The organism is Enterovirga sp., from assembly GCF_035325185.1.
Taxonomy (GTDB): Bacteria; Pseudomonadota; Alphaproteobacteria; order Rhizobiales; family Beijerinckiaceae; genus Enterovirga.
The window spans coordinates 21,312-40,644 of sequence record NZ_DAOLAJ010000027.1 but is presented as its reverse complement, the minus strand read 5'-3'; the positions used below and the strand labels follow the sequence as shown (position 1 = coordinate 40,644).

Here is a 19,333-nt window from a genome sequence, read left to right as displayed (position 1 = left end):
CTCGGCGAGCACGCCCCGCGCATCGAGGTCATGCAGATCCCGACCGACAAGATCCGCGACGTGATCGGCACCGGCGGCAAGGTGATCCGCGAGATCGTCGAGAAGACCGGCGCCAAGATCAATGTCGAGGACGACGGCACGATCAAGATCGCCTCGTCGGACGGCAAGCAGATCACGGCGGCCCGCAACTGGATCCGCTCGATCGTGGCGGAGCCCGAGGCCGGCACGATCTATGACGGCACCGTCGTCAAGACGATGGAGTTCGGCGCCTTCGTCAACTTCTTCGGGCCCAAGGACGGCCTCGTCCACATCTCCGAGCTGGCCCCGCAGCGGGTCGCCAAGGTCACCGACGTCGTCAAGGAAGGCGACAAGGTGAAGGTGAAGTTCCTCGGCCAGGACGACCGCGGCAAGATCAAGCTCTCGATGAAGGTCGTCGACCAGCAGACGGGCGAGGACATCACCGAGAAGCTGCGCGCCCTGCGCGACGCCGACCGGGCCGAGCGCGAGGCTCGTGGCGAGGTCGTCGAGGACCGCGAGGAGCGGGGCGAGCGCCGCCGCGACCGCGACCGGGGCAGCCGTGACCGCGGCCCGCGCCGCGACCGGGACCGCGATTTCCGCGAGCGTGACTTCCGCGAGGAGCGCCCGCGCCAACAGAGCGACGAGCCGGCCGACGCCGGCGAGTAGGCCTTCCCCCAGGTCCCAAAAAGCGAAGAAGCCCCGGCCCCGGCCGGGGCTTCTCTTTTGTGGCGCCTCCTCCCTCGCGCCTGCCCGTGGCGAGCACGGCTTCAGGGCAATTGGAAAAAACTCCCTCCCTGTCATCCCCGGCCGCGCTCTTCACCCGATCGCCTCGAGGGAGGCCCTTCTCCCCATTGCCCCCCGCCCCCGGATGTGAAAAGCGCCTCGCATCCGCCGGCGCCCGCCGGCTCGCATCCGAGGGTCCCGTGTCGCATCCCGTCTCGCCCCTGGCGCCGAAATCGGTGCCCGCCCTGCCGCCGGTCGCCGGCGTCCGGCTCGCGACCGCGGAGGCCGGCATCCGCTACAAGGGGCGAACCGACGTGCTCTTCGCCCTGCTCGACGAGGGAACCCAGGCCGCCGGCGTCTTCACCCGCTCCCGCTGCCCCTCGGCCGCGGTGGATTGGTGCCGGGCCCATCTCGGCGGCGGCACGGCGCGCGCGCTCGTCGTCAATTCCGGGATCGCCAATGCCTTTACCGGCCTCAAGGGCCGGCAGGCGACGGAACTCACCGCGCAGATCGCCGCGAAGGCGGCCGGGTGCGGCCCCCACGAGGTGATGCTGGCCTCGACCGGCGTCATCGGCGAGCCGCTCGACGCGACGAAATTCGAGGGCGTCCTCGCCGATTGCGCGGCGCGCGCGGAATCCGGCCGCTGGCTCAATGCGGCCCGCGCCATCATGACCACCGACACCTTCCCGAAGGTCGCGACGCGCGTGGCCGAGATCGGCGGGGTGCGCGTCATCCTCAACGGCATGGCCAAGGGCGCGGGCATGATCGCGCCGGACATGGCGACCATGCTCTCCTTCTGCTTCACCGATGCCGCGATCCCGGCCCCCGTCCTCAGCGAGCTGCTGGCGGCGGGCGCCGCGCAGAGCTTCAATTGCTGCACGGTGGACGGCGACACCTCGACCTCCGACACGCTGCTTCTCTTCGCCACGGGCAAGGCCGGCCACAAGCCGGTCACGCGCGCCGACGACCCGGCGCTCGCCGGGTTCCGCGCCGCCCTCGACAACCTTCTCGCCGACCTCGCCCAGCAGGTGGCGCGGGACGGCGAGGGCGCGCGGAAATTCGTCACGGTGCGGGTGCGCGGCGCCGAGAGCGACGCCTCCGCCCATCGCATTGCGATGTCCATCGCCAATTCGCCACTGGTGAAGACGGCGGTGGCCGGCGAGGACGCCAATTGGGGCCGCGTCGTGATGGCGGTCGGCAAGGCCGGGGAGCCGGCCGACCGCGATCGCCTCGCCATCTGGTTCGGCGATATCCGGGTCGCCTGCGAAGGCGCGCGCGATCCGGCCTATGACGAGGCCGCAGCCTCGGCGGTCATGAAAAAGGACGAGGTGACGATCACGGTCGATCTCGGCCTCGGCCAGGGCTCGGCGCGGGTTTGGACCTGCGACCTGACCAAGGCATATGTCGAGATCAACGGGGATTACCGTTCGTGAAGCATCATCTGGCGGCCCTCGCCGCGCTCTCCTTCTCCCTTCTGCCGGGATTCGCCATGGCCGAGACCAGCGGGGCGAGCCGGCCCCTCATGACGGTGACCGGCCGGGCGACGCTCGAAGCCGCGCCCGATTTCGCCTCGATCTCGATCGGCGTGACCAACAAGGCGCCGACGACGGCCGCGGCGATCGACGCCACCTCGGCCGCGGCCGGCAAGATCGCGACCTCGGCCATCGCCTTCGGCATCGCCCCGCGCGACATCCAGACGAGCTATGTCGCGCTCCAGCCCGCCTATAAGAGCGTGCGCGACCCGAACGGCAACATGGAGCCGCGCCCGGACGGCTATGTCGCGAGCAATTCCGTGGTCGTGCGGGTGCGCGACCTGGCCAAGCTCGGCGGGTTCCTGCGCAGCGTGGTCGATGGCGGCGCGAACCAGATCGGGGGCATCTCCTTCGAGCTGGCCGATCCCGGCAAGCTCGAGCGCGACGCGCTGGCCGCCGCGGTCAAGGATGCCCGCCGCCAGGCCGAGGTCATTGCCGGGGCGGCGGGTGTGAGGATCGAGCGCATCGAATCGATCAATGCCGGCGGCTCCTACCGGCCGATGCCCCGCCCCGCCCCCATGTCCGCGCGGGCCGCGCGAGCCGACGTCCCCGTCCAGCCCGGCTCCCTCGAAGTCTCCTCCGAGATCCAGATGACCTTCTCCTTCGAGCCTGCGCAGTAGCGGGGACGCCCCCCGCCGCCCTCCCCTCTTCCCGGCCCGGATCCATGAAGCTCCTTCTCGTCGCCGCGGTCGCGCTGATCGATGCGGATGGCCGCGTCCTCATCTCCGAGCGCCCGGCCGGCAAGGCGCTCGCGGGCCTCTGGGAATTTCCCGGCGGCAAGGTCGAGGCCGGCGAGCGGCCCGAGGAGACGCTGATCCGCGAATTGCGCGAGGAAATCGGCATCGAGGTCGCGGAGCCCTGCCTCGCGCCCCTGACCTTCGCGAGCCATCCTTACGAGGATTTCCACCTCCTGATGCCGCTCTATGCCTGCCGGCGCTGGCAGGGGACGGCGCGGCCGCTCGAAGGCCAGCGTCTCGCCTGGGTCAAGCCGGCGAAGCTGCGCGACTATCCGATGCCGCCGGCCGACGCGCCGCTGATCCCCGCCCTGATCGACCTCCTCTCTCCCTTCGGAAACTGAGTGCTTGCCCCGGCCGCCCCCGCCGGGCGAGATGCGCAAGCGGAGCGGCGGGCGAAGCCGGATCAGGGGGCGCAGATGCAAGGGGTCACGGTCGTCGGGCATCCGCTGGTGCAGCACAAGCTGACATTGATGCGGGAGAAGAACCGCTCCACCAAGGGCTTCCGCCAGCTCCTCAACGAGATCGGCATGCTGCTCCTCTACGAGGTGACGCGCGACCTGCCGCTGGAGGAGGTGGAGATCGAGACGCCCCTCGCGCGCATGCAGGCGCCCCAGCTCGCGGGCAAGAAGCTGGTCCTGGCGCCGATCCTGCGCGCCGGCGTGGGCTTCCTCGACGGAATGCTCGGGCTCGTGCCCTCCGCCCGCGTCGCCCATATCGGCCTCTACCGCGACCCGGAGACGCTCTCGGCCGTCGAGTATTACTTCAAGGCCCCCTCGGATCTCGGGGATCGCCTCGTCCTCGTGCTCGACCCGATGCTGGCCACGGGCCATTCGGCCGTCGCGGCGGTGGACCGGCTCAAGGAGCGCGGGGCCCGCGACTTGCGCATGGTCTGCCTGCTCGCGGCGCCCGAGGGCATCCGCCACCTGCGCGATATCCATCCCGACGTGCCGGTCTGGACCGCCGCCATCGACGAGAGGCTGAACGACCACGGCTATATCGTGCCGGGCCTCGGCGATGCGGGCGACCGCATGTTCGGCACGCGGTAGAGGAAGAAGGCCGGGGACGCATCGCATTCGAGCGCCCGCCTTCACCATCCGGCGATCATTGACGCGCAGGGTGGGAGCGGCGGGAGGCCTTAAGCGTGACACGACCCATTGTCTGGGCGCTCGGAACCTTCGCGAGCGTCGGGCTCGCGGTGATGGGGGCGGGCGAGAGGCTCGCCTCGCTCGGCCTCTCCGGCGACCGCCCGCCGCGGGAGCAGGGCTTTGTCGCGCGCAACGCCGCAACCCTCCCGGCCGCCTCCTTCGAGGCAGGCTCCCGCACCGAGACCATCGCCGGCGACCGGCGAGGCCATTTCGCGGTCGAGGGGCGCGTCGAGGGGACACCCGTCCCGCTCATGGTCGATACGGGCGCGAGCCTCGTCGTCCTGCGCGAGGAGGATGCCGAGCGCATCGGCATTCATCTGCGCCGCTCCGATTTCACGGGGCGCAGCAGGACCGCCAACGGCACCGGAACCTATGCCCCCGTGACCTTGCGCCGGCTGAGCGTCGGCGGGATCGAAATCCGGGATGTCGAAGCGGCCATCGTCCCGCGCGGGCGGCTCGGCGTGAACCTCCTCGGCATGTCCTTCCTCCGGCGCCTGCGCAGCTTCGATATCTCCGGCAACCGCCTCACGCTCCAGGGCTGAGCCGGCGCCGCGGAATCACACCGGCCACAGCCCTCCCAGCACGATCGCCGCGATCAGGACGAAGGAGCCGGCGACGGCGAGCACTTCGAGAATGCGGCGCAAATTCGCGCCCGCGGGAAGTCCGAGACTGCTCATCATCTTCGTTGTCTTTCTCTCGACGACGGATGATGGGGCGAAAGACAGGAGGCGGACAAGTAGTTCGGAATATTTATTATGGCGGACTACGGAGAGATCCGCCTCCCGGCGGGGCGCAGGCGGAGAGGTTCCGTCTCTCTCTTCACCGCGCCGGGAAGATGCGGGCGGCCTCGATCGTCACGCCCACGGCCTGACCGACCGCGAGGCGCTGCTCCGGGTCGTCGGCCTCGATCTCCACGCCGGCCTCGTCCAGCCTGATATCCGCGCGGCGGACACGCCCCACCCGCCGCACGGCCACGACGCGGCCGGGCAGCTCTCCCTCACCCCCGGGGGAAAGACGCAGGGCATGGGGCCGCACATGGAGCACGGCCTCGCCCGGCGCCTGCCCGGCGGCGGAAACGGCGAGAGCCCGGCCGCCCACATGCGCGGCGCCGGCCTCGATCCGAACCGGGATCGCGCTGCTCTCGCCGACGAAGGACATGACGAAGGCGGAGGCCGGATCGTCATAGACCTCGTCGGGCGAGCCGAGCTGCTCCAGCCGGCCGCGATTGAGGATCGCCACCCTGTCGGCGAGTTCCAGCGCCTCGTCCTGGTCGTGGGTGACGAAGATCGTGGTCTGCCCGGTCTCGCGGTGGATCTCGCGCAGCCAGCGCCGCAGGTCCTTGCGCACCTGGGCGTCGAGCGCTCCGAAAGGCTCGTCGAGGAGGAGGACGCGCGGATCGGTCGCGAGCGCCCGCGCCAGCGCCACGCGCTGGCGCTGCCCGCCGGACAACTGGGCCGGAAAGCGCCCGCCGAGCCCTTCGAGCTGCACGAGGGCGAGCAATTCCTCGACCCGCCGCTTCAGCGCGGCCTCGGCCGGCCGGTGCCGGCCGCGCGTACGCGGCCCGTAGGCGATGTTGTCGTGGACGCTCAGGTGTCTGAACAGCGCGTAATGCTGGAATACGAAGCCGATGCCGCGATGCTGGACCGGCCGGTCCGTGACGTCGTCCGCCCCGAAGAAGACACGGCCGGTATCGGGAATCTCGAGCCCCGCGATCACGCGCAGCAGCGTCGTCTTGCCCGAGCCGGAGGGCCCGAGAAGCGCCAGCAGTTCCCCCTCGCGCACCGTCAGGTCGACATCGGCGAGCGCGGACGCCTCGCCGAAGATCTTCCCGATGCCCGCGGCTCGAACCTCGGTGGCCTGCACGCGATCTCTAATGTCCGGTTCGGGAGGCGAGCTTATCAGCGTGCCGCCATTCCAGGAAGGATTTGATGACGAGCGTGACCAGGGCCAGGAGGGCAAGGAGCGAAGCGAGGGCGAAAGCCGGATAGATGGGGTATTCATTGTACAGGATCTCCACCTGTATCGGCATGGTGGTGGTGAGGCCGCGGATGCGGCCGGACACCACCGCGACGGCGCCGAACTCGCCCATCGCGCGGGCATTGCAGAGCAGGACGCCGTAAAGGAGCGCCCAGCGGATATTGGGCAGCGTCACCGTGAGAAAGGTGCGCAGGCCGGAGGCGCCGAGCGTCAACGCCGCCTCCTCGTCTCCCGTTCCCTGCTCCTGCATCAGCGGGATCAGCTCGCGGGCGACGAAGGGAAAGGTTACGAAGACCGTCACGAGCACGATGCCCGGAAGCGCGAACAGCACCTTGAGGTCGTGCGCCTGGAGCCATCTCGCGACCGTCCCGTCGCCGCCGAAGACGAGGACGAAGATCAGGCCCGCCACCACGGGCGAGACCGAAAAGGGAAGATCGATCAGCGTGATGAGGAGGCTCTTGCCCGGAAACTCGAATTTCGCGATCGCCCAGGCCGCCGCGATGCCGAAGACGAGGTTCAGCGGCACGACGATCGCCGCGACGATCAGCGTCAGCCGGATCGACGCGACCGTGTCGGGCTCGCGCAAAGCCTCGACGGCCGCCGCCGCGCCCTGGCGGAAGGCTTCCGCCAGGACGACCGCGAGGGGCAGCGCGATGAACAGCGCGAGGAAGCCCAGGGCCAGGACGATCGCGAGCCGGCGGACCAGCGGCGATTCGGTCCCGACCTGATAGGTCTGGCGCGGAGCGGCGGGCTCAGACATGGCCGTATCTCCGGCGGGAAGCGGCCTGGATCAGGTTGATGACCAGGAGCGCGGCGAAGGAGATCGCCAACATCACGACGGCGATGGCTGTCGCGCCGCGATAGTCGAACTCGTCCAGCTTGATGACGATGAGGAGAGGCGCGATCTCCGACACATAGGGCAGGTTGCCGGCGACGAAGATCACCGAGCCGTATTCGCCGACCGCCCGCGAGAAGGACAGCACGAAGCCCGTCAGAAGGCCCGGCACGAGCGGCGGCAGGATCACCCGCCGGAGCGTCTGGGCGCGCGAGGAGCCGAGCGTCGCCGCCGCCTCTTCCAGTTCCCGGTCGATCTCCTCGATCAGCGGCTGGAGGGTGCGGACCGTGAAGGGCAGCGAGACGAAGACGAGCGCCAGATAGATGCCGAGCGGCGTGAAGGCGATCCGCGTGCTGAAGAGGCCGCCCACCCAGCCATGCGGCGCATAGAGGGTCGCGAGGGCGATCCCCGCCACCGCCGTCGGCAGCGCGAAGGGAAGGTCGATGATCGCATCCGCAAGGCCCCGGCCGGGAAAGCGGTAACGCACCAGCACCCAGGCGATCAGGAGCCCGAAGACCGACGCCGTCAGCGCCGCCGCGAAGGAGGCGCCGAAGCTCACCGCCAGCGCGTGCCGGACGCGCGGATCGGACAGGACCTCGGCGAAGCCGGACAGGCCGATGGCCGAGGATTCGAGGATCAGCACGCCGAGCGGCAGGAGGACGATCAGCCCGAGCCAGGTCAGCGTGTAGCCGAGCGCGATCCCGAAGCCCGGGATGATGGCCCGCCGGCGCCGGGCCGGCGGCGCGAGGGTCAGGGCGGCCCCGGCCATGGCGTCCTCAACGCCTCGCCTTGGCGAAGCCGTCGAAGATGCCGCCATTGCCGAAATGGGCCGGCTGCGCCTTGGCCCAGCCCCCGAACACCTTGTCGATGGTGAAGAGCTGGATCCTGGGCAGGGTCTCGAGGAGTGTCTTGTCCACGGTCTCCGGCCGCGAGGGCCGGTAGTGGTGCTTGGCGATGATCGCCTGGGCCTCGGGGGTATAGAGGAACTCCAGATAGGCTTCCGCCACCTTTCGGGTGCCCTTCTTGTCGACATTGGCGTCGACGAGAGAGACGGGCGGCTCGGCGAGGATCGAGATGGAGGGCACGACGATCTCGAACTTGTCCGCGCCGAATTCCTGGATCGCGAGATAGGCTTCGTTCTCCCAGGCGATCAGCACGTCGCCGAGGCCGCGCTGGGCGAAGGTGATGGTCGAGCCCCGCGCCCCCGTGTCGAGCACGGGCACGTTCCGGTAGATCGCGGCGACGAAGTCCTTGGCCTTGTCCTCGCTGTCCCCCCTGTTCAGCGCATAGCCCCAGGCGGCGAGATAATTCCAGCGCGCCCCGCCGCTGGTCTTCGGATTGGGGGTGATGACCTGGATGCCGGGCTTCACGAGATCGTCCCAGTCCCGGATCGCCTTCGGGTTCCCCTTGCGGACCAGGAAGACGATGGTCGAGGTATAGGGGGAGGAATTGTTGGGCAGCCGCTTCTGCCAGCCGGAGGGGATCTTGTTGGTGCGCTCGGCGATGGCGTCGATGTCGGAGGCGAGCGCCAGCGTCACGACATCGGCTTCGAGCCCGTCGATCACCGCCCGCGCCTGCGCGCCCGAGCCGCCATGCGAGGCGCGGACGGTGACGTCCTGCCCCTCCTTCTCCTTCCAGTACTTGGTGAAGGCGGCGTTGATGTCGCGATAAAGCTCGCGCGTCGGGTCGTAGGAGACGTTGAGGAGCGAGGTCTGGGCCACGGCAGGACTCGCCGCGAGCGCCAGCGCGAGCAAAGCCCCGCGCAGCTTGGTCGAGAGGGTCATCCGATGTCCTTTCGGGCGTGGTCGATCATCGTCCGGAGGCGGAGGGCAACGCGCGAAGTCCGAGACCGATCCGGGCCCAGAGACGCTCGTGGCCGAAATAGAGGACGAACTTGGCCAGGATCTCGATCCCGCCCAGCACCAGCGCGAGGCGGAGATTGCGGGTCAGCGCATAGGCGACGAGCACGGTCAGGAAGGTGCCGAGCAGCCGCCAGGTGACGGTTTTGAGGATGCTCCGCCAGGGCGCGGCGAAGGGCACCGCGAGCCAGGCCGCCGCCTCGCGCGGAGCGGGCGCCGCCTCCCTCTCCTCGCTCTCGCCGGGACCGGCCGCGGCCTTCTGCACGAGGCCGAGCGCGACGGTCGCGAAGCTCTCCCGCTCGATCAGGATGAGGCCGCCGAGGTCGCGGCTGTCCCGATAGGGCTCGACGACGACCGGCCGGTCGAAGACGAGGGCGACGTCGCCGACGTCGTTCGGGCCGAGGGCGGCGGCCGGCTCTTCGCCGAGCGGCTCGAGCGCGATGCGTCCGGCAATGGCGGTCACCGTCGCGGGGACGAGCTGGGTGCCGATCTTGGCGAGATAGGAGGCGCCGGGACGCAGGGGCTCCGGCGCCATCCAGAACAGGCGCGCCGAGACGCGCCCGGTCACCGCCGGAGCCGGGCCGGCCGCGATCACGCAGCCGCGCGAGACGTCGACCTCGTCGGCGAGGGTCAGCGTCACCGACTGGCCCGGGAGCGCGAGGTCGAGATCGCCGTCATAGGTCACGATGCGCGCGATGCGGGTTGCCTTGCCGGAGGGATAGACCGTCACGGCCTGTCCGGGCCAGGCCGGCCCGCCCGTGACGAGGCCGGCATAGCCCCGGAAGGAGGAATCGGGACGGCTGACAGACTGGACCGCGAGGCGGAGCGAGCCCGTCTCCTCCTCGCCGACAGCGAGAGTTTCGAGCCATTCGAGGAGATGCGGCCCCTGGTGCCAGGGCATGGCGGCGGAGCGGGCGGCGACGTTGTCGCCGGTGAGCGCCGCGATCGGCACGCCCGTCAGCCCGAGCCCGAGCGCGTCGGCGAGACGGCGCGCTTCAACCATCACGGCCTCGTAGGGCTCGCGGGCGAAGCCGGCGAGGTCCATCTTGTTCACCGCGAGCGCGACATGGCGGATGCCCAGCATCGCGACGAGCACGGCGTGGCGGCGCGTCTGCGTGGTCACACCCTTGCGCACGTCGACGAGCAGGATGGCCGCATCCGCCGTCGAGGCGCCGGTCGCCATGTTGCGGGTATATTCCTCGTGGCCGGGCGTGTCGGCGACGATGAAGGAGCGCCGCGCGGTCGAGAAATAGCGATAGGCGACGTCGATCGTGATCCCCTGCTCGCGCTCGGCCGCGAGGCCGTCGAGGGCAAGCGCGAGGTCGAGCGCGCCGCCCTGCGTGCCCATCCGGGCGGAATCGCGCGCCAGGGCTTCGAGCTGGTCCTCGAAGAGGTGACCGCTATCGTGCAGCAGGCGGCCGATCAGGGTCGACTTGCCGTCATCGACCGAGCCGCAGGTGATGAAGCGCAGGAGATCGCGCCGGCGGGCGGAAGAGGACTCGACGGCCCCGGCGGGCGCCGCCGCGAGGATCGGGAGGGCGGACATCAGAAATAGCCTTCCTGCTTCTTGCGTTCCATGGAGGCGGCGCTGTCCTGGTCGATGGCGCGGCCGCTCCGCTCCGAGACGCGGGCCGACAGGGTCTCGGCGATCACCTCGGGCAGCGTCGTCGCATCGCTCTCGACCGCGCCCGTCAGCGGGTAGCAGCCGAGCGTGCGGAACCGGACGCGGCGCAGTTCCGGCCGCTCGCCGGGGCGAAGCGGGAGCCTTTCGTCATCCACCATCACGAGGAGCCCGTCGCGCTCGACGACGGGGCGCTCGGCGGCGAAATAGAGCGGCACGATCGGGATGTTCTCCTGCTCGATGTAGAGCCAGACGTCCCGCTCGGTCCAATTGGAGAGCGGGAAGACGCGCAGGGAATGCCCGGCGGGCTTCAGCCCGTTGTAGAGCCGCCAGGGCTCCGGGCGCTGGAGCTTCGGGTCCCAGCGATGCTGGGGCGTGCGCAGCGAGACGATCCGTTCCTTCGCGCGCGAGGCTTCCTCGTCGCGCCGCGCGCCGCCGAAGGCCGCGTCGAACCCGCCCGCATCGAGCGCCTGGCGGAGCGCCTGCGTCTTCATGACGTCGGTATGGATTTCCGAGCCGTGGCTGATCGGCCCGATTCCCCGAGCCACCCCGTCCGGGTTCGTGTGGACGATGAGGTCGAGGCCGAGTTCGACTGCGCGCCGGTCGCGGAAGGCGATCATGTCGCGGAATTTCCAGCCCGTATCGACGTGAAGCAGCGGGAAGGGCAGCCGGCCGGGATGGAACGCCTTCAGCGCCAGATGCAGCAGGACCGAGGAATCCTTGCCGATCGAGTAGAGCATGACGGGATTGCGCGCCTCCGCGACGATCTCGCGCATGATGTGGATGCTCTCCGCCTCCAGCCTCTGGAGATGCGAAAGCCCTGCGCGGGGACGCGCCGCGATATCCGAATAGGCCATGATGTCCTCACGCCGCCTCGGCGGATGGAAGGGGGATTGCGGAAGCCCGGCCGTGCAGGCCGCATTCCTTCTTCTCCTCGCTCTCCCACCACCAGCGGCCGGCGCGCTCCGGCTCGCCGACCCGCACCGCGCGGGTGCAGGGCGCGCAGCCGATCGAGGGGAAGCCGCGATCGTGCAGGGCGTTGTAGGGAACGCCCTCGGCGCGGACGAAATCGGCGATTTCCGACCTGGTCCAGTCGGCGAGCGGGCTGAGCTTGAGGAGCCCGAAACTCGCATCCACCTCGACGAAGGGGGTCGCCGAGCGGGCGGCCGATTGCTCGCCGCGCAGGCCCGTCAGCCAGCCCGCCGCGCCCGCGAGGACGCGACCGAGCGGGCGCACCTTGCGAATGTCGCAGCAGGCCCGCCGCGCCTCGGGGGAGCGGCGAAATCCCATCGGGCCGTCCCGGCCGAGCAGCTCTTCCAGTTCCTGCCGCTCCGGCGTGAAGGCGCGAATGGAGAGGCCGTAGCGGAATTCCGTCTCGGCCCAGACCTCCAGCGTCTCGTCGAAGAGGCGGCCGGTATCGAGCGTGACGATCTCGGCCCCGATGCCGCTCGCGGCAAGGGCATGGGTCAGGACCTGGTCCTCGATGCCGAAGCTCGTCGTGAAGACGAGCCGGCCCTCCACCGCATCGCGGATAGCCCGCAGGCGGTCGGTCAGGGGCAGGCCGGCAAGGGCATCGGACAGGATGGAGAGGCCCGGCCTGTCGGCGGGTTCACGAACATCATGGAAGGTCATGGCCTTGCGAAGCTCGGATCACGTGGTCGGAAGGAAATCGGAGACGTGACGGCTTCGACAGCCCTGCGCGATGCGGGCCGCGCCCCCGGCCCCTTCCTCCGCCTCCTCGACGAAGGCCCCCTCGGCGCAGAACAGCCGCATGTCCGTGGCCGCCAGCAGGGCGAGGCCACGATCAAGCAGGCGGGACAGCACCGAAAGCGTCATGATGCGAGTGGCCAGATCCTGGACATGGTCACGAAGACAATGTCCTGCGAAGTAAAACCTGACCGAAAACTGATATCCAGCCGCCCCGAAGTCAATGCGGATGGAATATCAAAGATATGAGAGGATGGAGAAGACTGGTTTCTCGAACCGGGCGTCCGGGAGAAATTATTGTCTCGACCGAAGGCCGGACCCGCTGGCTCCGGCCGGGATGACGGGGGGCACTCATCCGGTACCCTGCGAGAGAGCATCCTCCATCGGCACGGGCCCCCGGCCCACCGTCCCTTACGGCTTGGCGGGCTTCGGCGCCTCGGCCGGCTTGTCGAGCCGCTCGACCTTGCCCGTCTTGCGCAGGGCGAGGACGGCGTCCTGCTGGGCCTTGCGCGTGAGGTACTGGTCGATCTGCTCCTGCATCTCCTCGAAGGTCGGGAGCGGCTTCGAGCGGCGCTCCAGGACCTGGATGACGTGCCAGCCGAACTGGCTCTTCACCGGCTCGGAGATCTCGTTCGGCTTGAGCTTGAAGGCTGCCTCCGCGAAGGGCGCCACCATCCGGTCCTTGGTGAAGAAGCCGAGATCGCCGCCGTCCTTCTTCGAGCCCGGATCCTTGGACAATTCGCCGGCCACCTTGGCGAAATCCTCGCCGGCCCTGACGCGGGCGGCAGCCTTCTTCGCAAGCTCCTCGCTGTCGACGAGGATGTGCCGGGCATGAATCTCCTCCTCCGGCTTCATGTCCTTGAGCGTCTCCTCGTAGAGCTTGCGCGCCGCCTCCGGCGTCACGGCCGCCTTGGTCTGCCCGTCGATATACTCGTCCACGAGGAGCTTGGTCCGCAGATAGGCGAGGCGCTTCTTGAAGGCGTCGGTGTCGCCGAGCTTCGCGGCCTCCGCCGCCTTCGCGCCGAGCTTGAGATCGATCAGGTAGCCGATCAGGATGTCCCGCTTCTGGGCTGGCTCGGTATTGGGCAGCGCCAGCGCGGGGTCCTCCGACGCGATGGCAAGGTCGCCCTCGGTGATCGGCTCGCCGTCGACACGGGCGATCACCGTGTCCGGGCTCGGCGCCGCAGCGGGAGCCGCCGGCTGGGCCGGCGCCTTCGGCGCCTGGGCCGCGGCGGCCCCGGCTCCCGCCAGGGCCAGCGCCAGGATGCCGGCATGGGAAAGGCGGGAGAGCGTCGAAGCCATGGTTCGTGAATCCTGAAGGGAAGCGCCCGGCTTTGCCGCGGCGCGGGCCCCCACTGCCGCAGGCGCGGGGGAACCGCAAGCCCGCCTCTGGACGGAGGCGGGGGCAGATCGCCGCGCCGCCTCAGCGCCGCGACTGGCGGAAGACGACCGGGACGGTGAAGGTGAGCCCCTCGTCGGCGACGAGCGGCGGAGGTGCGGGGACGGGATCGGCCCGCCGCATCATCGCGAGGGCGGCCTCGTCGAAGGCCGGCTCGCCCGAGCTTCTGGCGATAGCCGTCGCGACGACCTTCCCCGTCCGGTCGAGCGTGAAGGAAATCAGGACCTCGTGCGCGGCCCGCTTGCCGCCCGCGGGATAGCGCTTGTGGCGGTCGAGATGGGCCACGAGCTGGCGCTGCCAGGTCGTGCGGACGCGCGACGCGCTGGCGCCCGTTCCCTGGACCGGAGCGCGGGAAACCGGAGCCTCCTGCGCCTTCTCGATCACGGGTGGAGCCGTGGCCTCGGCGGCGGCGGATTCCTCGGAAGCCTGGGAGGCCCGGGTCGCCGGCGCCTCGGTCTCCTCCTTGGGCTTCTCGGTCGGGGCGGTCGAGACGACGCGGTCGGGATCCTCGCTCTCGACGGGCGTGTCCTTGGGCTTGTCGCTCTGCTCCTCGACCTGCTTCTGCTCGACCTGCGCGGTCGAGGCGGTCGAGGCTTCCGATTCCGGGCCGGGCGGCAGGTCGGTCGGCTCGGTCTGGGGCGAGGCCAGCTCGATCCCGACCTCGATCGCCGGCGCGCCCATCTCGTCGTCAGCCGCCGCCGCGCGCATGTCGAGAAGCGCCGCGACGAGGCCGCCCGCATGCAGCGCCAGCGCCAGCGCGAAAGCGGCGCCCCACATGATCCGGGTGCCGCGGTGCCTCACGAGCTTGGCGGAGGGGTCGACGTCCATGGCCCTCAGGGTCCTCCGGCGGCCGGAACGGCGGGAGCCGCAGGGGTGGCCGGGGCCGCCGCGCCTTCGGGCACGCCTTCGAGCGCGACCAGCGCGACCTTGAGATAGCCGCCCGCGCGCAGGATCTCGAGCACGCTCATCAATTCGCCGTAGGGGACCGTCCTGTCGGCGCGCAGGAAGATGCGCCGGTCCCGCGAGCCGTCGCCGAGCCGGTCGAGTTCCCGCGCCAGATCCAGGCGCTTGACCTGCTGCTCGCCGAGATGGACCGCGAGATCGGCCTTGATGCTCACATAGGTCGGCTTGTCGGGTTTCTTGATCGGCTGCGCGGTCGAGGTCGGCAGGTCGATCGGCAGGTCGACGGTCGAGAGCGGGGCCGCCACCATGAAGATGATGAGCAGGACCAGCATGACGTCGATGAACGGCGTCACGTTGATCTCGTGGGATTCCGCGAAATCGTCGTCGTCGTCGGCGGCTTCGCCGAGGGAAGCGCCCATCGGCCTATTCCGCCGCCTGCGCCACGGCGCGGGCCTCCGCCACGGCGCGCGCTTCCGCCGCATGCGTGAGCGGGCGGCCGCGGGCCCGGTCGAGATCGCGCGAGAGGAGCCGGCCGACGGCCCCCGCCGCCCGGCCGACGCTTTCCATGTAGCCCTTCGTCGCGCGGGCGAAGTGGTTGTAAACGATCACGGCGGGGATCGCGGCGACGAGGCCGATCGCGGTCGCAAGCAGCGCCTCGGCGATGCCGGGCGCGACGACGGCGAGATTGGTCGTCTGCGACTTCGAGATGCCGATGAAGCTGTTCATGATGCCCCACACGGTGCCGAACAGCCCGACGAAGGGCGAGGTCGACCCGATGGTGGCGAGAATGCCCATGCCGCGCCGGATGATGCGGCCCTCCGTCTTCTGCACCTCGCCGAAGCGCGAGACGACCCGCTCGCGCAGGCCCCCGTCGCCGGGAATATCGGCCGAGAGCCGCGTCTCCTGGACGGCCTGCTGGACGAGCACGGCCGTCACGTCCCGCTGCTTGGCCATCATCATCTGAGCCTCGAGCAGGCTGGAGCAGCCCTCGAGCGCCTTCATCGATTTCCTCAGCCGCGCCTGCGCGACCATGAGTTCCGCCGTCTTGCCGAGGAAGATCGTCCAGGTCAGCACCGACGCGAAGGCGAGGCCGAGCATCACCCCTTTCACCAGGATGTCGGCATCCATGAACATGGACCAGGGCGAAAGCTCGGGCATCGGCTTGCCGTTCGCGCCGAGCGGCCGTCCGCTGGCCGGATCGACGGCGCCGGGCGCCGGCTGGGCGGGAGCCGGCCCGGCCGAAGGCGGGGAGGAGGTGGGCTCGGGAGCCGGCGCCGGGGGGGAAGCCGGCTCGGAGGCCGCGGCGGGCGCCGCGGATGCCGGAGCTGCGACGGCGGGAGTTCCGGCGGCTTTGGGCTCGGCCCCGCCGCCGGGAGCCGTCACCTGCGCCGAGGCGGAGGCTGCCAGCAGGGTCGATGCCAGGACGAAGGCAAGCAGGCGGGGACGAGAGGAAACCACGGATTCAGACCTCCGCCCAGTGCCGGATCGGGTTGCGGTGCCGGATCATGCCCTGCCGCCAGAAGAAGGACGCGCCCCGCATGACGCGGGCCGCGAGGTGACCATGCGCAGGCCGGTTGCCGGATCGAGCACGTGGCTTTTCGCCGGCAGCCTCACCTGACACGGGCTGCAATAGTCCTCGACCGGCAGCCCGCCCCCCGTCATACTCCGCCGGTCCGGCCAAGAAAAGGGCCGCAGAGAAATCTGTCGTGATCCACGGGCCCGGCAAGTTGTCGCCGCGGATGCCATTGTCTGCATGCGTTCTAAAGTGAAGTCCTTGCCGAGCGATAGAATAGACCTGGAAGAATTCTAAGCAGGCTCGTTCGCAGGCGGGAGGGCACGGGCCGCAATCCAGCCATCCTGGCACGATCCGGCCCGGCTCAACAAGAAGCCCCGCGCGCCCGCGGCGGAACGCTATCTCGTTTTCGCACGTTCACAACGAGAAGCGGCATCCTCCCACAAGGGCCGAATGCCGAAAAAGTGAGGACAGAAAAGGATATGGCTGAATTTTCGGTCAGCAACCGTCTGTTGCAGATGCTTCCGCCAGATGCATTTGCGCGTATACGCCCAGATTTGGAGCGCATCCGGCTCGCGCCCGGGGAGAGGGTTCGCCGCGCCTTCGAACCCATGACGGATGCGCTGTTCCCGGAAAGCGGCCTCCTGTCTTTCTTCGCCGGCCGGGGCGGCCGCGACCAGACTGAAGTCGCGCTTCTCGGCCGCGAGGGCATGGCGGGGCTCTGCGCCCTTCTCGGACCGGCGGGCGGTCCGTTCGACCTCGTCTCGCAAAAAGCGGGGGAGGCTCACCGCATGCCCCTGGAGCGCCTGAAGGCCGCCTGCGAGGGCTGCCCCTGCCTGAGCGACCTTCTCATGCGATATGCCTATGCCCTCACGGTCCAGATCGCCGAGACGGGCCGGGCCAATGCGCGCCAGACCGTCGAGACCCGCCTCGCGCGCTGGCTGCTGATGGCGCATGACCGGATCGACGGCGACGAGATCGAGCTGACGCACGAGACCCTGTCGCTCATCCTGGGGGTCCGCCGTCCCGGCATCACGGTGGCCCTGCACATGCTGGAAGGCGAGCGCATGATCCGCGCCCGCCGGGGCGTCGTCGAGATCCTGGACCGCCCCAGGCTGAGGCAGGCCACCAACGGCGCCTACGGCCTGCCGGAACAGGAATACGAGCGGGTTCTCGGTCCGCCGCGACCCGGGCGCGACGGGACGCGTCGTGCAGCCTGACAGCCGGGCCTTCCGCGCGAGGTGAAGGCCCGGCCTGTCCTCTCTCTTACCGGGGCGCAGGCGCGGCGCCTGCCGGACCCGCCTCGGCCAGGAGCGGGGTGATCCGCCGCACGGTCACGCGCCGGTTCCGCCGCTCCGGCCCCTGGCTCTGCACCTTGAGCTGCTGCTCTCCGTAGCCCTGCGTCGTCAGGTTCTCGGCCGGAACGCCGAATCGCTCCTGCAAGGCGACGGCGACCGATTCGGCCCGCCGGTCGGACAGGGACAGGTTGTCCTCGGGCGAGCCGACCGCATCCGTATGCCCCTCGATCAGGAACACCTCGCGCGGATTCCTGTCGATGGCGGCCTTCAGCGCCTGCGCGATCACCCCGAGCCGCCCGATCTGGTCGGGCGAGAGCACCCACGATCCCGTATCGAAGGTGAGGCTGTCGAGGTCGACGCTGGGCATGCGGGCGCGCACCTGCGGACTGTAGCGGATCTCGTCCAGGGTGAAGGGCCGCGGCAGGCGCTCGACCGGCGGCGCGACCAGCGCCCCGTAGACGTCGGCATAGGGCGCATCGTCCCCTTCCACGATGTAGCGCTCGCGGGGGATGGCGATCACCGGCGGCGGCAGCGGCACGAAATAGCTCCCGCCGGGACGCGGGGCATTGTCGATGAGGATCACCTCGCGCCCGTCCGGGCCGAGCATCGAGCGCCGGATCAGGCGTCCGCCGGGATCGGTATAGGTGACGATCATCGGGCCGCCCGGGCGCCGGGCGTAATAGACGAACTCGCCGCCCCGCCGCTCCATGCGATGCTCGCCGGGGCCGGACCGGAAGCGGTCCGCATCGTCGCTGCGAATGATCATCCGGCCGTCCTCGCGGAAGATCGTGCGGCCGCCCGGCTCGCGGATGACGGTCCGGCCGCCCTCCTGAACCTCCCGCCGCCCGGCGCGAAGCTCGTCGAAATTGGCCGGATCGCGTTCGACCGTGCCGTCCGGCCGGCGATGCTCGCGGCCGGACATGGCGGCGCCGAGCCCCGCCCCGACCGCCGCGCCGCCCACGGCTCCCCCCACGACGCCGCCCATGCCCGGGCGCGCGCCGCCAGGAGGCACCGGGGCGCCGGGAGGCACCGGGGCGCCGGAAGGCGGCGCAGGCATGGCGCCGTGCGCACCCGGCTGCATGCCGCCCGAGGCGGGCGGCCCCGCATTCGGCCCGCCGGGCGTCACGGGCCGGCGCGCATCGGGAGGCGTTCCCGGAGCTCCCGCGCCGGGCGGCGTCGCGGGGGACCCGGCGCCCGGCCGCGCAGGACCGGCGGGCATGGCGCCGTGCCCGCCCGGCTGCATTCCACCCGAGGCGGGCGGCGACCCCGCATTCGGCGCGCCGGGCGTCACCGGCCGGCGCGCATCGGGAGGCGTTCCCGGAGTTCCCGCGCCGGGCGGCGTCGCGGGGGACCCGGCGCCCGGCCGCGCAGGACCGGCGGGCATGGCGCCGCGCCCGCCCGGCTGCATGCCGCCCGAGGCGGGCGCCCCCGCATTCGGCCCGCCGGGCGTCACGGGCCGGCGCGCATCGGAAGGCGTTCCGGGAGTCCCCGCGCCGGGCGGTGTCCCGGGGGACCCGGCGCCCGGCCGTGCGGGAACGGGGGGCATGGCACCGCGTCCGCCCGGCTGGGTGACGGCCGGCGGCGGACTGCCCGAAGCGGGCGCTCCGGCATTCGGACCGGCCGGGGGTGCTGGCCGGCGGGCATCAGGCATGGCGGGGCGAGCCCGGGAAGACGGCGGGGCATGGGGCGCGGGGGCGGCGGGCTTCGGAGCGGGCGCAGGGGGCGCAGGGCGGGGAGCAGCCGGAGCGGGAGCCGCGTGAGGAGCGGGAGCGGCAGGCGCAGCGGGAGCGGCCCGGGGCGCGGGAGTGGGTTTCGGGGCCGGAGCGGGCTTCGGGGCCGGAGCGGGCTTCGGCGCGGGAGCCGCATGGGGGGCGGGAGTCGCGGGACGGTGCGGATGCTCGCCGGCTCCCGACGGCGCCGGCTGGGCCGAGGCCGAGAGCGGCACGAGCATCACGGCGCCGGCCAGGAGGCCGCGCCGAAGGGCCGGAAGACGGGCCGGGAAGGTATCGAATCGGGTCATGTCCATCTCCGCCAAGGGAGGCCCGCGCCCAGGGCGACGGGCGGAT

General features: G+C 70.8%; 21 protein-coding genes. 7 read left to right on the top strand and 14 right to left on the bottom strand.

Annotated elements, in window-relative coordinates; genetic code table 11:
• The 6 genes from PKD06_RS07770 to PKD06_RS07745 form a co-directional block, all read left to right on the top strand.
• Window positions 1-684, top strand: a 684-nt coding sequence (locus PKD06_RS07770; protein ID WP_324379250.1) for a S1 RNA-binding domain-containing protein, incomplete at its 5' end; no start/stop codon positions are given.
• A gap of 257 nt (window positions 685-941) precedes the next feature.
• On the top strand, window positions 942-2,174 hold the full coding sequence (argJ, locus tag PKD06_RS07765; RefSeq protein WP_324379249.1) for a bifunctional glutamate N-acetyltransferase/amino-acid acetyltransferase ArgJ: 1,233 nt from the start codon (window positions 942-944) through the stop codon (window positions 2,172-2,174).
• Window positions 2,171-2,893 (top strand): SIMPL domain-containing protein, encoded by a 723-nt coding sequence (locus PKD06_RS07760; protein WP_324379248.1) that lies wholly within the window; start codon window positions 2,171-2,173, stop codon window positions 2,891-2,893. The genes argJ and PKD06_RS07760 overlap by 4 nt, the downstream gene beginning before the upstream one ends.
• Before the next feature lie 44 nt (window positions 2,894-2,937).
• Window positions 2,938-3,351 (top strand): (deoxy)nucleoside triphosphate pyrophosphohydrolase, encoded by a 414-nt coding sequence (locus PKD06_RS07755; RefSeq protein ID WP_324379247.1) that lies wholly within the window; start codon window positions 2,938-2,940, stop codon window positions 3,349-3,351.
• Between the two features lie 75 nt (window positions 3,352-3,426).
• A complete protein-coding gene (upp, locus tag PKD06_RS07750) occupies window positions 3,427-4,056 on the top strand; it encodes a uracil phosphoribosyltransferase (protein ID WP_324379246.1) in 630 nt (209 codons plus the stop codon).
• A 95-nt stretch (window positions 4,057-4,151) separates the two neighbouring features.
• Window positions 4,152-4,697 carry a TIGR02281 family clan AA aspartic protease gene (locus PKD06_RS07745; protein ID WP_324379245.1) on the top strand — a complete coding sequence of 182 codons (546 nt, stop codon included), beginning with the start codon at window positions 4,152-4,154 and terminating at the stop codon, window positions 4,695-4,697.
• 15 nt (window positions 4,698-4,712) lie between these two features.
• Here the strand turns inward: PKD06_RS07745 and PKD06_RS07740 are convergent, their stop codons facing one another.
• The 13 genes from PKD06_RS07740 to exbB form a co-directional block, all read right to left on the bottom strand.
• Complete coding sequence (locus tag PKD06_RS07740) at window positions 4,713-4,835, bottom strand: hypothetical protein (protein ID WP_324379244.1); 123 nt, start codon at window positions 4,833-4,835, stop codon at window positions 4,713-4,715.
• A gap of 139 nt (window positions 4,836-4,974) precedes the next feature.
• Window positions 4,975-6,018, bottom strand: a complete 1,044-nt coding sequence (locus tag PKD06_RS07735; protein ID WP_324379243.1) for a sulfate/molybdate ABC transporter ATP-binding protein — start codon at window positions 6,016-6,018, stop codon at window positions 4,975-4,977.
• A 7-nt stretch (window positions 6,019-6,025) separates the two neighbouring features.
• Window positions 6,026-6,892: a sulfate ABC transporter permease subunit CysW gene (gene cysW / locus PKD06_RS07730; protein WP_324379242.1), complete on the bottom strand. Its 867-nt coding sequence runs from the start codon at window positions 6,890-6,892 to the stop codon at window positions 6,026-6,028.
• Window positions 6,885-7,736, bottom strand: a complete 852-nt coding sequence (cysT, locus tag PKD06_RS07725; protein ID WP_324379241.1) for a sulfate ABC transporter permease subunit CysT — start codon at window positions 7,734-7,736, stop codon at window positions 6,885-6,887. The genes cysW and cysT overlap by 8 nt, the downstream gene beginning before the upstream one ends.
• Before the next feature lie 7 nt (window positions 7,737-7,743).
• Window positions 7,744-8,751 (bottom strand): sulfate ABC transporter substrate-binding protein, encoded by a 1,008-nt coding sequence (locus tag PKD06_RS07720; RefSeq protein WP_324379240.1) that lies wholly within the window; start codon window positions 8,749-8,751, stop codon window positions 7,744-7,746.
• Between the two features lie 25 nt (window positions 8,752-8,776).
• Entirely contained in the window at window positions 8,777-10,372 is a 1,596-nt protein-coding gene (locus tag PKD06_RS07715) for a GTP-binding protein (RefSeq protein ID WP_324379239.1), read from the bottom strand.
• Entirely contained in the window at window positions 10,372-11,304 is a 933-nt protein-coding gene (gene cysD / locus PKD06_RS07710) for a sulfate adenylyltransferase subunit CysD (RefSeq protein WP_324379238.1), read from the bottom strand. Before cysD ends, PKD06_RS07715 begins: the two co-directional genes overlap by 1 nt.
• A gap of 7 nt (window positions 11,305-11,311) precedes the next feature.
• Window positions 11,312-12,079 (bottom strand): phosphoadenylyl-sulfate reductase, encoded by a 768-nt coding sequence (locus tag PKD06_RS07705; protein WP_324379237.1) that lies wholly within the window; start codon window positions 12,077-12,079, stop codon window positions 11,312-11,314.
• Window positions 12,080-12,097: 18 nt separating this feature from the next.
• Entirely contained in the window at window positions 12,098-12,283 is a 186-nt protein-coding gene (locus PKD06_RS07700; protein WP_324379236.1) for a hypothetical protein, read from the bottom strand.
• Window positions 12,284-12,565: 282 nt separating this feature from the next.
• Window positions 12,566-13,456 carry a peptidylprolyl isomerase gene (locus PKD06_RS07695; RefSeq protein ID WP_324379235.1) on the bottom strand — a complete coding sequence of 297 codons (891 nt, stop codon included), beginning with the start codon at window positions 13,454-13,456 and terminating at the stop codon, window positions 12,566-12,568.
• A 121-nt stretch (window positions 13,457-13,577) separates the two neighbouring features.
• Complete coding sequence (locus PKD06_RS07690; RefSeq protein ID WP_324379234.1) at window positions 13,578-14,381, bottom strand: TonB family protein; 804 nt, start codon at window positions 14,379-14,381, stop codon at window positions 13,578-13,580.
• Between the two features lie 5 nt (window positions 14,382-14,386).
• Window positions 14,387-14,875: a TonB system transport protein ExbD gene (exbD, locus tag PKD06_RS07685; RefSeq protein WP_324379233.1), complete on the bottom strand. Its 489-nt coding sequence runs from the start codon at window positions 14,873-14,875 to the stop codon at window positions 14,387-14,389.
• Between the two features lie 4 nt (window positions 14,876-14,879).
• A complete protein-coding gene (gene exbB, locus PKD06_RS07680) occupies window positions 14,880-15,914 on the bottom strand; it encodes a tonB-system energizer ExbB (protein WP_324379232.1) in 1,035 nt (344 codons plus the stop codon).
• Window positions 15,915-16,580: 666 nt separating this feature from the next.
• On the opposite strand from exbB, the gene PKD06_RS07675 reads away from it, so the two are divergent.
• Window positions 16,581-17,189, top strand: coding sequence for a Crp/Fnr family transcriptional regulator (locus PKD06_RS07675; protein ID WP_324379231.1), 609 nt, complete (start codon window positions 16,581-16,583; stop codon window positions 17,187-17,189).
• A gap of 46 nt (window positions 17,190-17,235) precedes the next feature.
• Here PKD06_RS07675 and PKD06_RS07670 read toward each other — a convergent pair whose 3' ends face one another.
• A complete protein-coding gene (locus PKD06_RS07670) occupies window positions 17,236-18,252 on the bottom strand; it encodes an OmpA family protein (RefSeq protein ID WP_324379230.1) in 1,017 nt (338 codons plus the stop codon).
• Window positions 18,253-19,333 lie beyond the last annotated feature (1,081 nt).

What these genes read in the sequence shown, in the direction of transcription:
- PKD06_RS07755 (WP_324379247.1), top strand. Translation starts at nt 2,938, where the DNA reads ATGAAGCTCCTTCTCGTCGCCGCGGTCGCGCTGATCGATGCGGATGGC.
- upp (WP_324379246.1), top strand. Translation starts at nt 3,427, where the DNA reads ATGCAAGGGGTCACGGTCGTCGGGCATCCGCTGGTGCAGCACAAGCTG.
- PKD06_RS07740 (WP_324379244.1), bottom strand. Translation starts at nt 4,835, where the DNA reads ATGATGAGCAGTCTCGGACTTCCCGCGGGCGCGAATTTGCGCCGCATT.
- cysW (WP_324379242.1), bottom strand. Translation starts at nt 6,892, where the DNA reads ATGTCTGAGCCCGCCGCTCCGCGCCAGACCTATCAGGTCGGGACCGAA.
- cysT (WP_324379241.1), bottom strand. Translation starts at nt 7,736, where the DNA reads ATGGCCGGGGCCGCCCTGACCCTCGCGCCGCCGGCCCGGCGCCGGCGG.
- PKD06_RS07720 (WP_324379240.1), bottom strand. Translation starts at nt 8,751, where the DNA reads ATGACCCTCTCGACCAAGCTGCGCGGGGCTTTGCTCGCGCTGGCGCTC.
- PKD06_RS07715 (WP_324379239.1), bottom strand. Translation starts at nt 10,372, where the DNA reads ATGTCCGCCCTCCCGATCCTCGCGGCGGCGCCCGCCGGGGCCGTCGAG.
- cysD (WP_324379238.1), bottom strand. Translation starts at nt 11,304, where the DNA reads ATGGCCTATTCGGATATCGCGGCGCGTCCCCGCGCAGGGCTTTCGCAT.
- PKD06_RS07705 (WP_324379237.1), bottom strand. Translation starts at nt 12,079, where the DNA reads ATGACCTTCCATGATGTTCGTGAACCCGCCGACAGGCCGGGCCTCTCC.
- PKD06_RS07700 (WP_324379236.1), bottom strand. Translation starts at nt 12,283, where the DNA reads ATGACGCTTTCGGTGCTGTCCCGCCTGCTTGATCGTGGCCTCGCCCTG.
- PKD06_RS07695 (WP_324379235.1), bottom strand. Translation starts at nt 13,456, where the DNA reads ATGGCTTCGACGCTCTCCCGCCTTTCCCATGCCGGCATCCTGGCGCTG.
- PKD06_RS07690 (WP_324379234.1), bottom strand. Translation starts at nt 14,381, where the DNA reads ATGGACGTCGACCCCTCCGCCAAGCTCGTGAGGCACCGCGGCACCCGG.
- exbD (WP_324379233.1), bottom strand. Translation starts at nt 14,875, where the DNA reads ATGGGCGCTTCCCTCGGCGAAGCCGCCGACGACGACGACGATTTCGCG.
- PKD06_RS07675 (WP_324379231.1), top strand. Translation starts at nt 16,581, where the DNA reads ATGACGGATGCGCTGTTCCCGGAAAGCGGCCTCCTGTCTTTCTTCGCC.
- PKD06_RS07670 (WP_324379230.1), bottom strand. Translation starts at nt 18,252, where the DNA reads ATGGGCGGCGTCGTGGGGGGAGCCGTGGGCGGCGCGGCGGTCGGGGCG.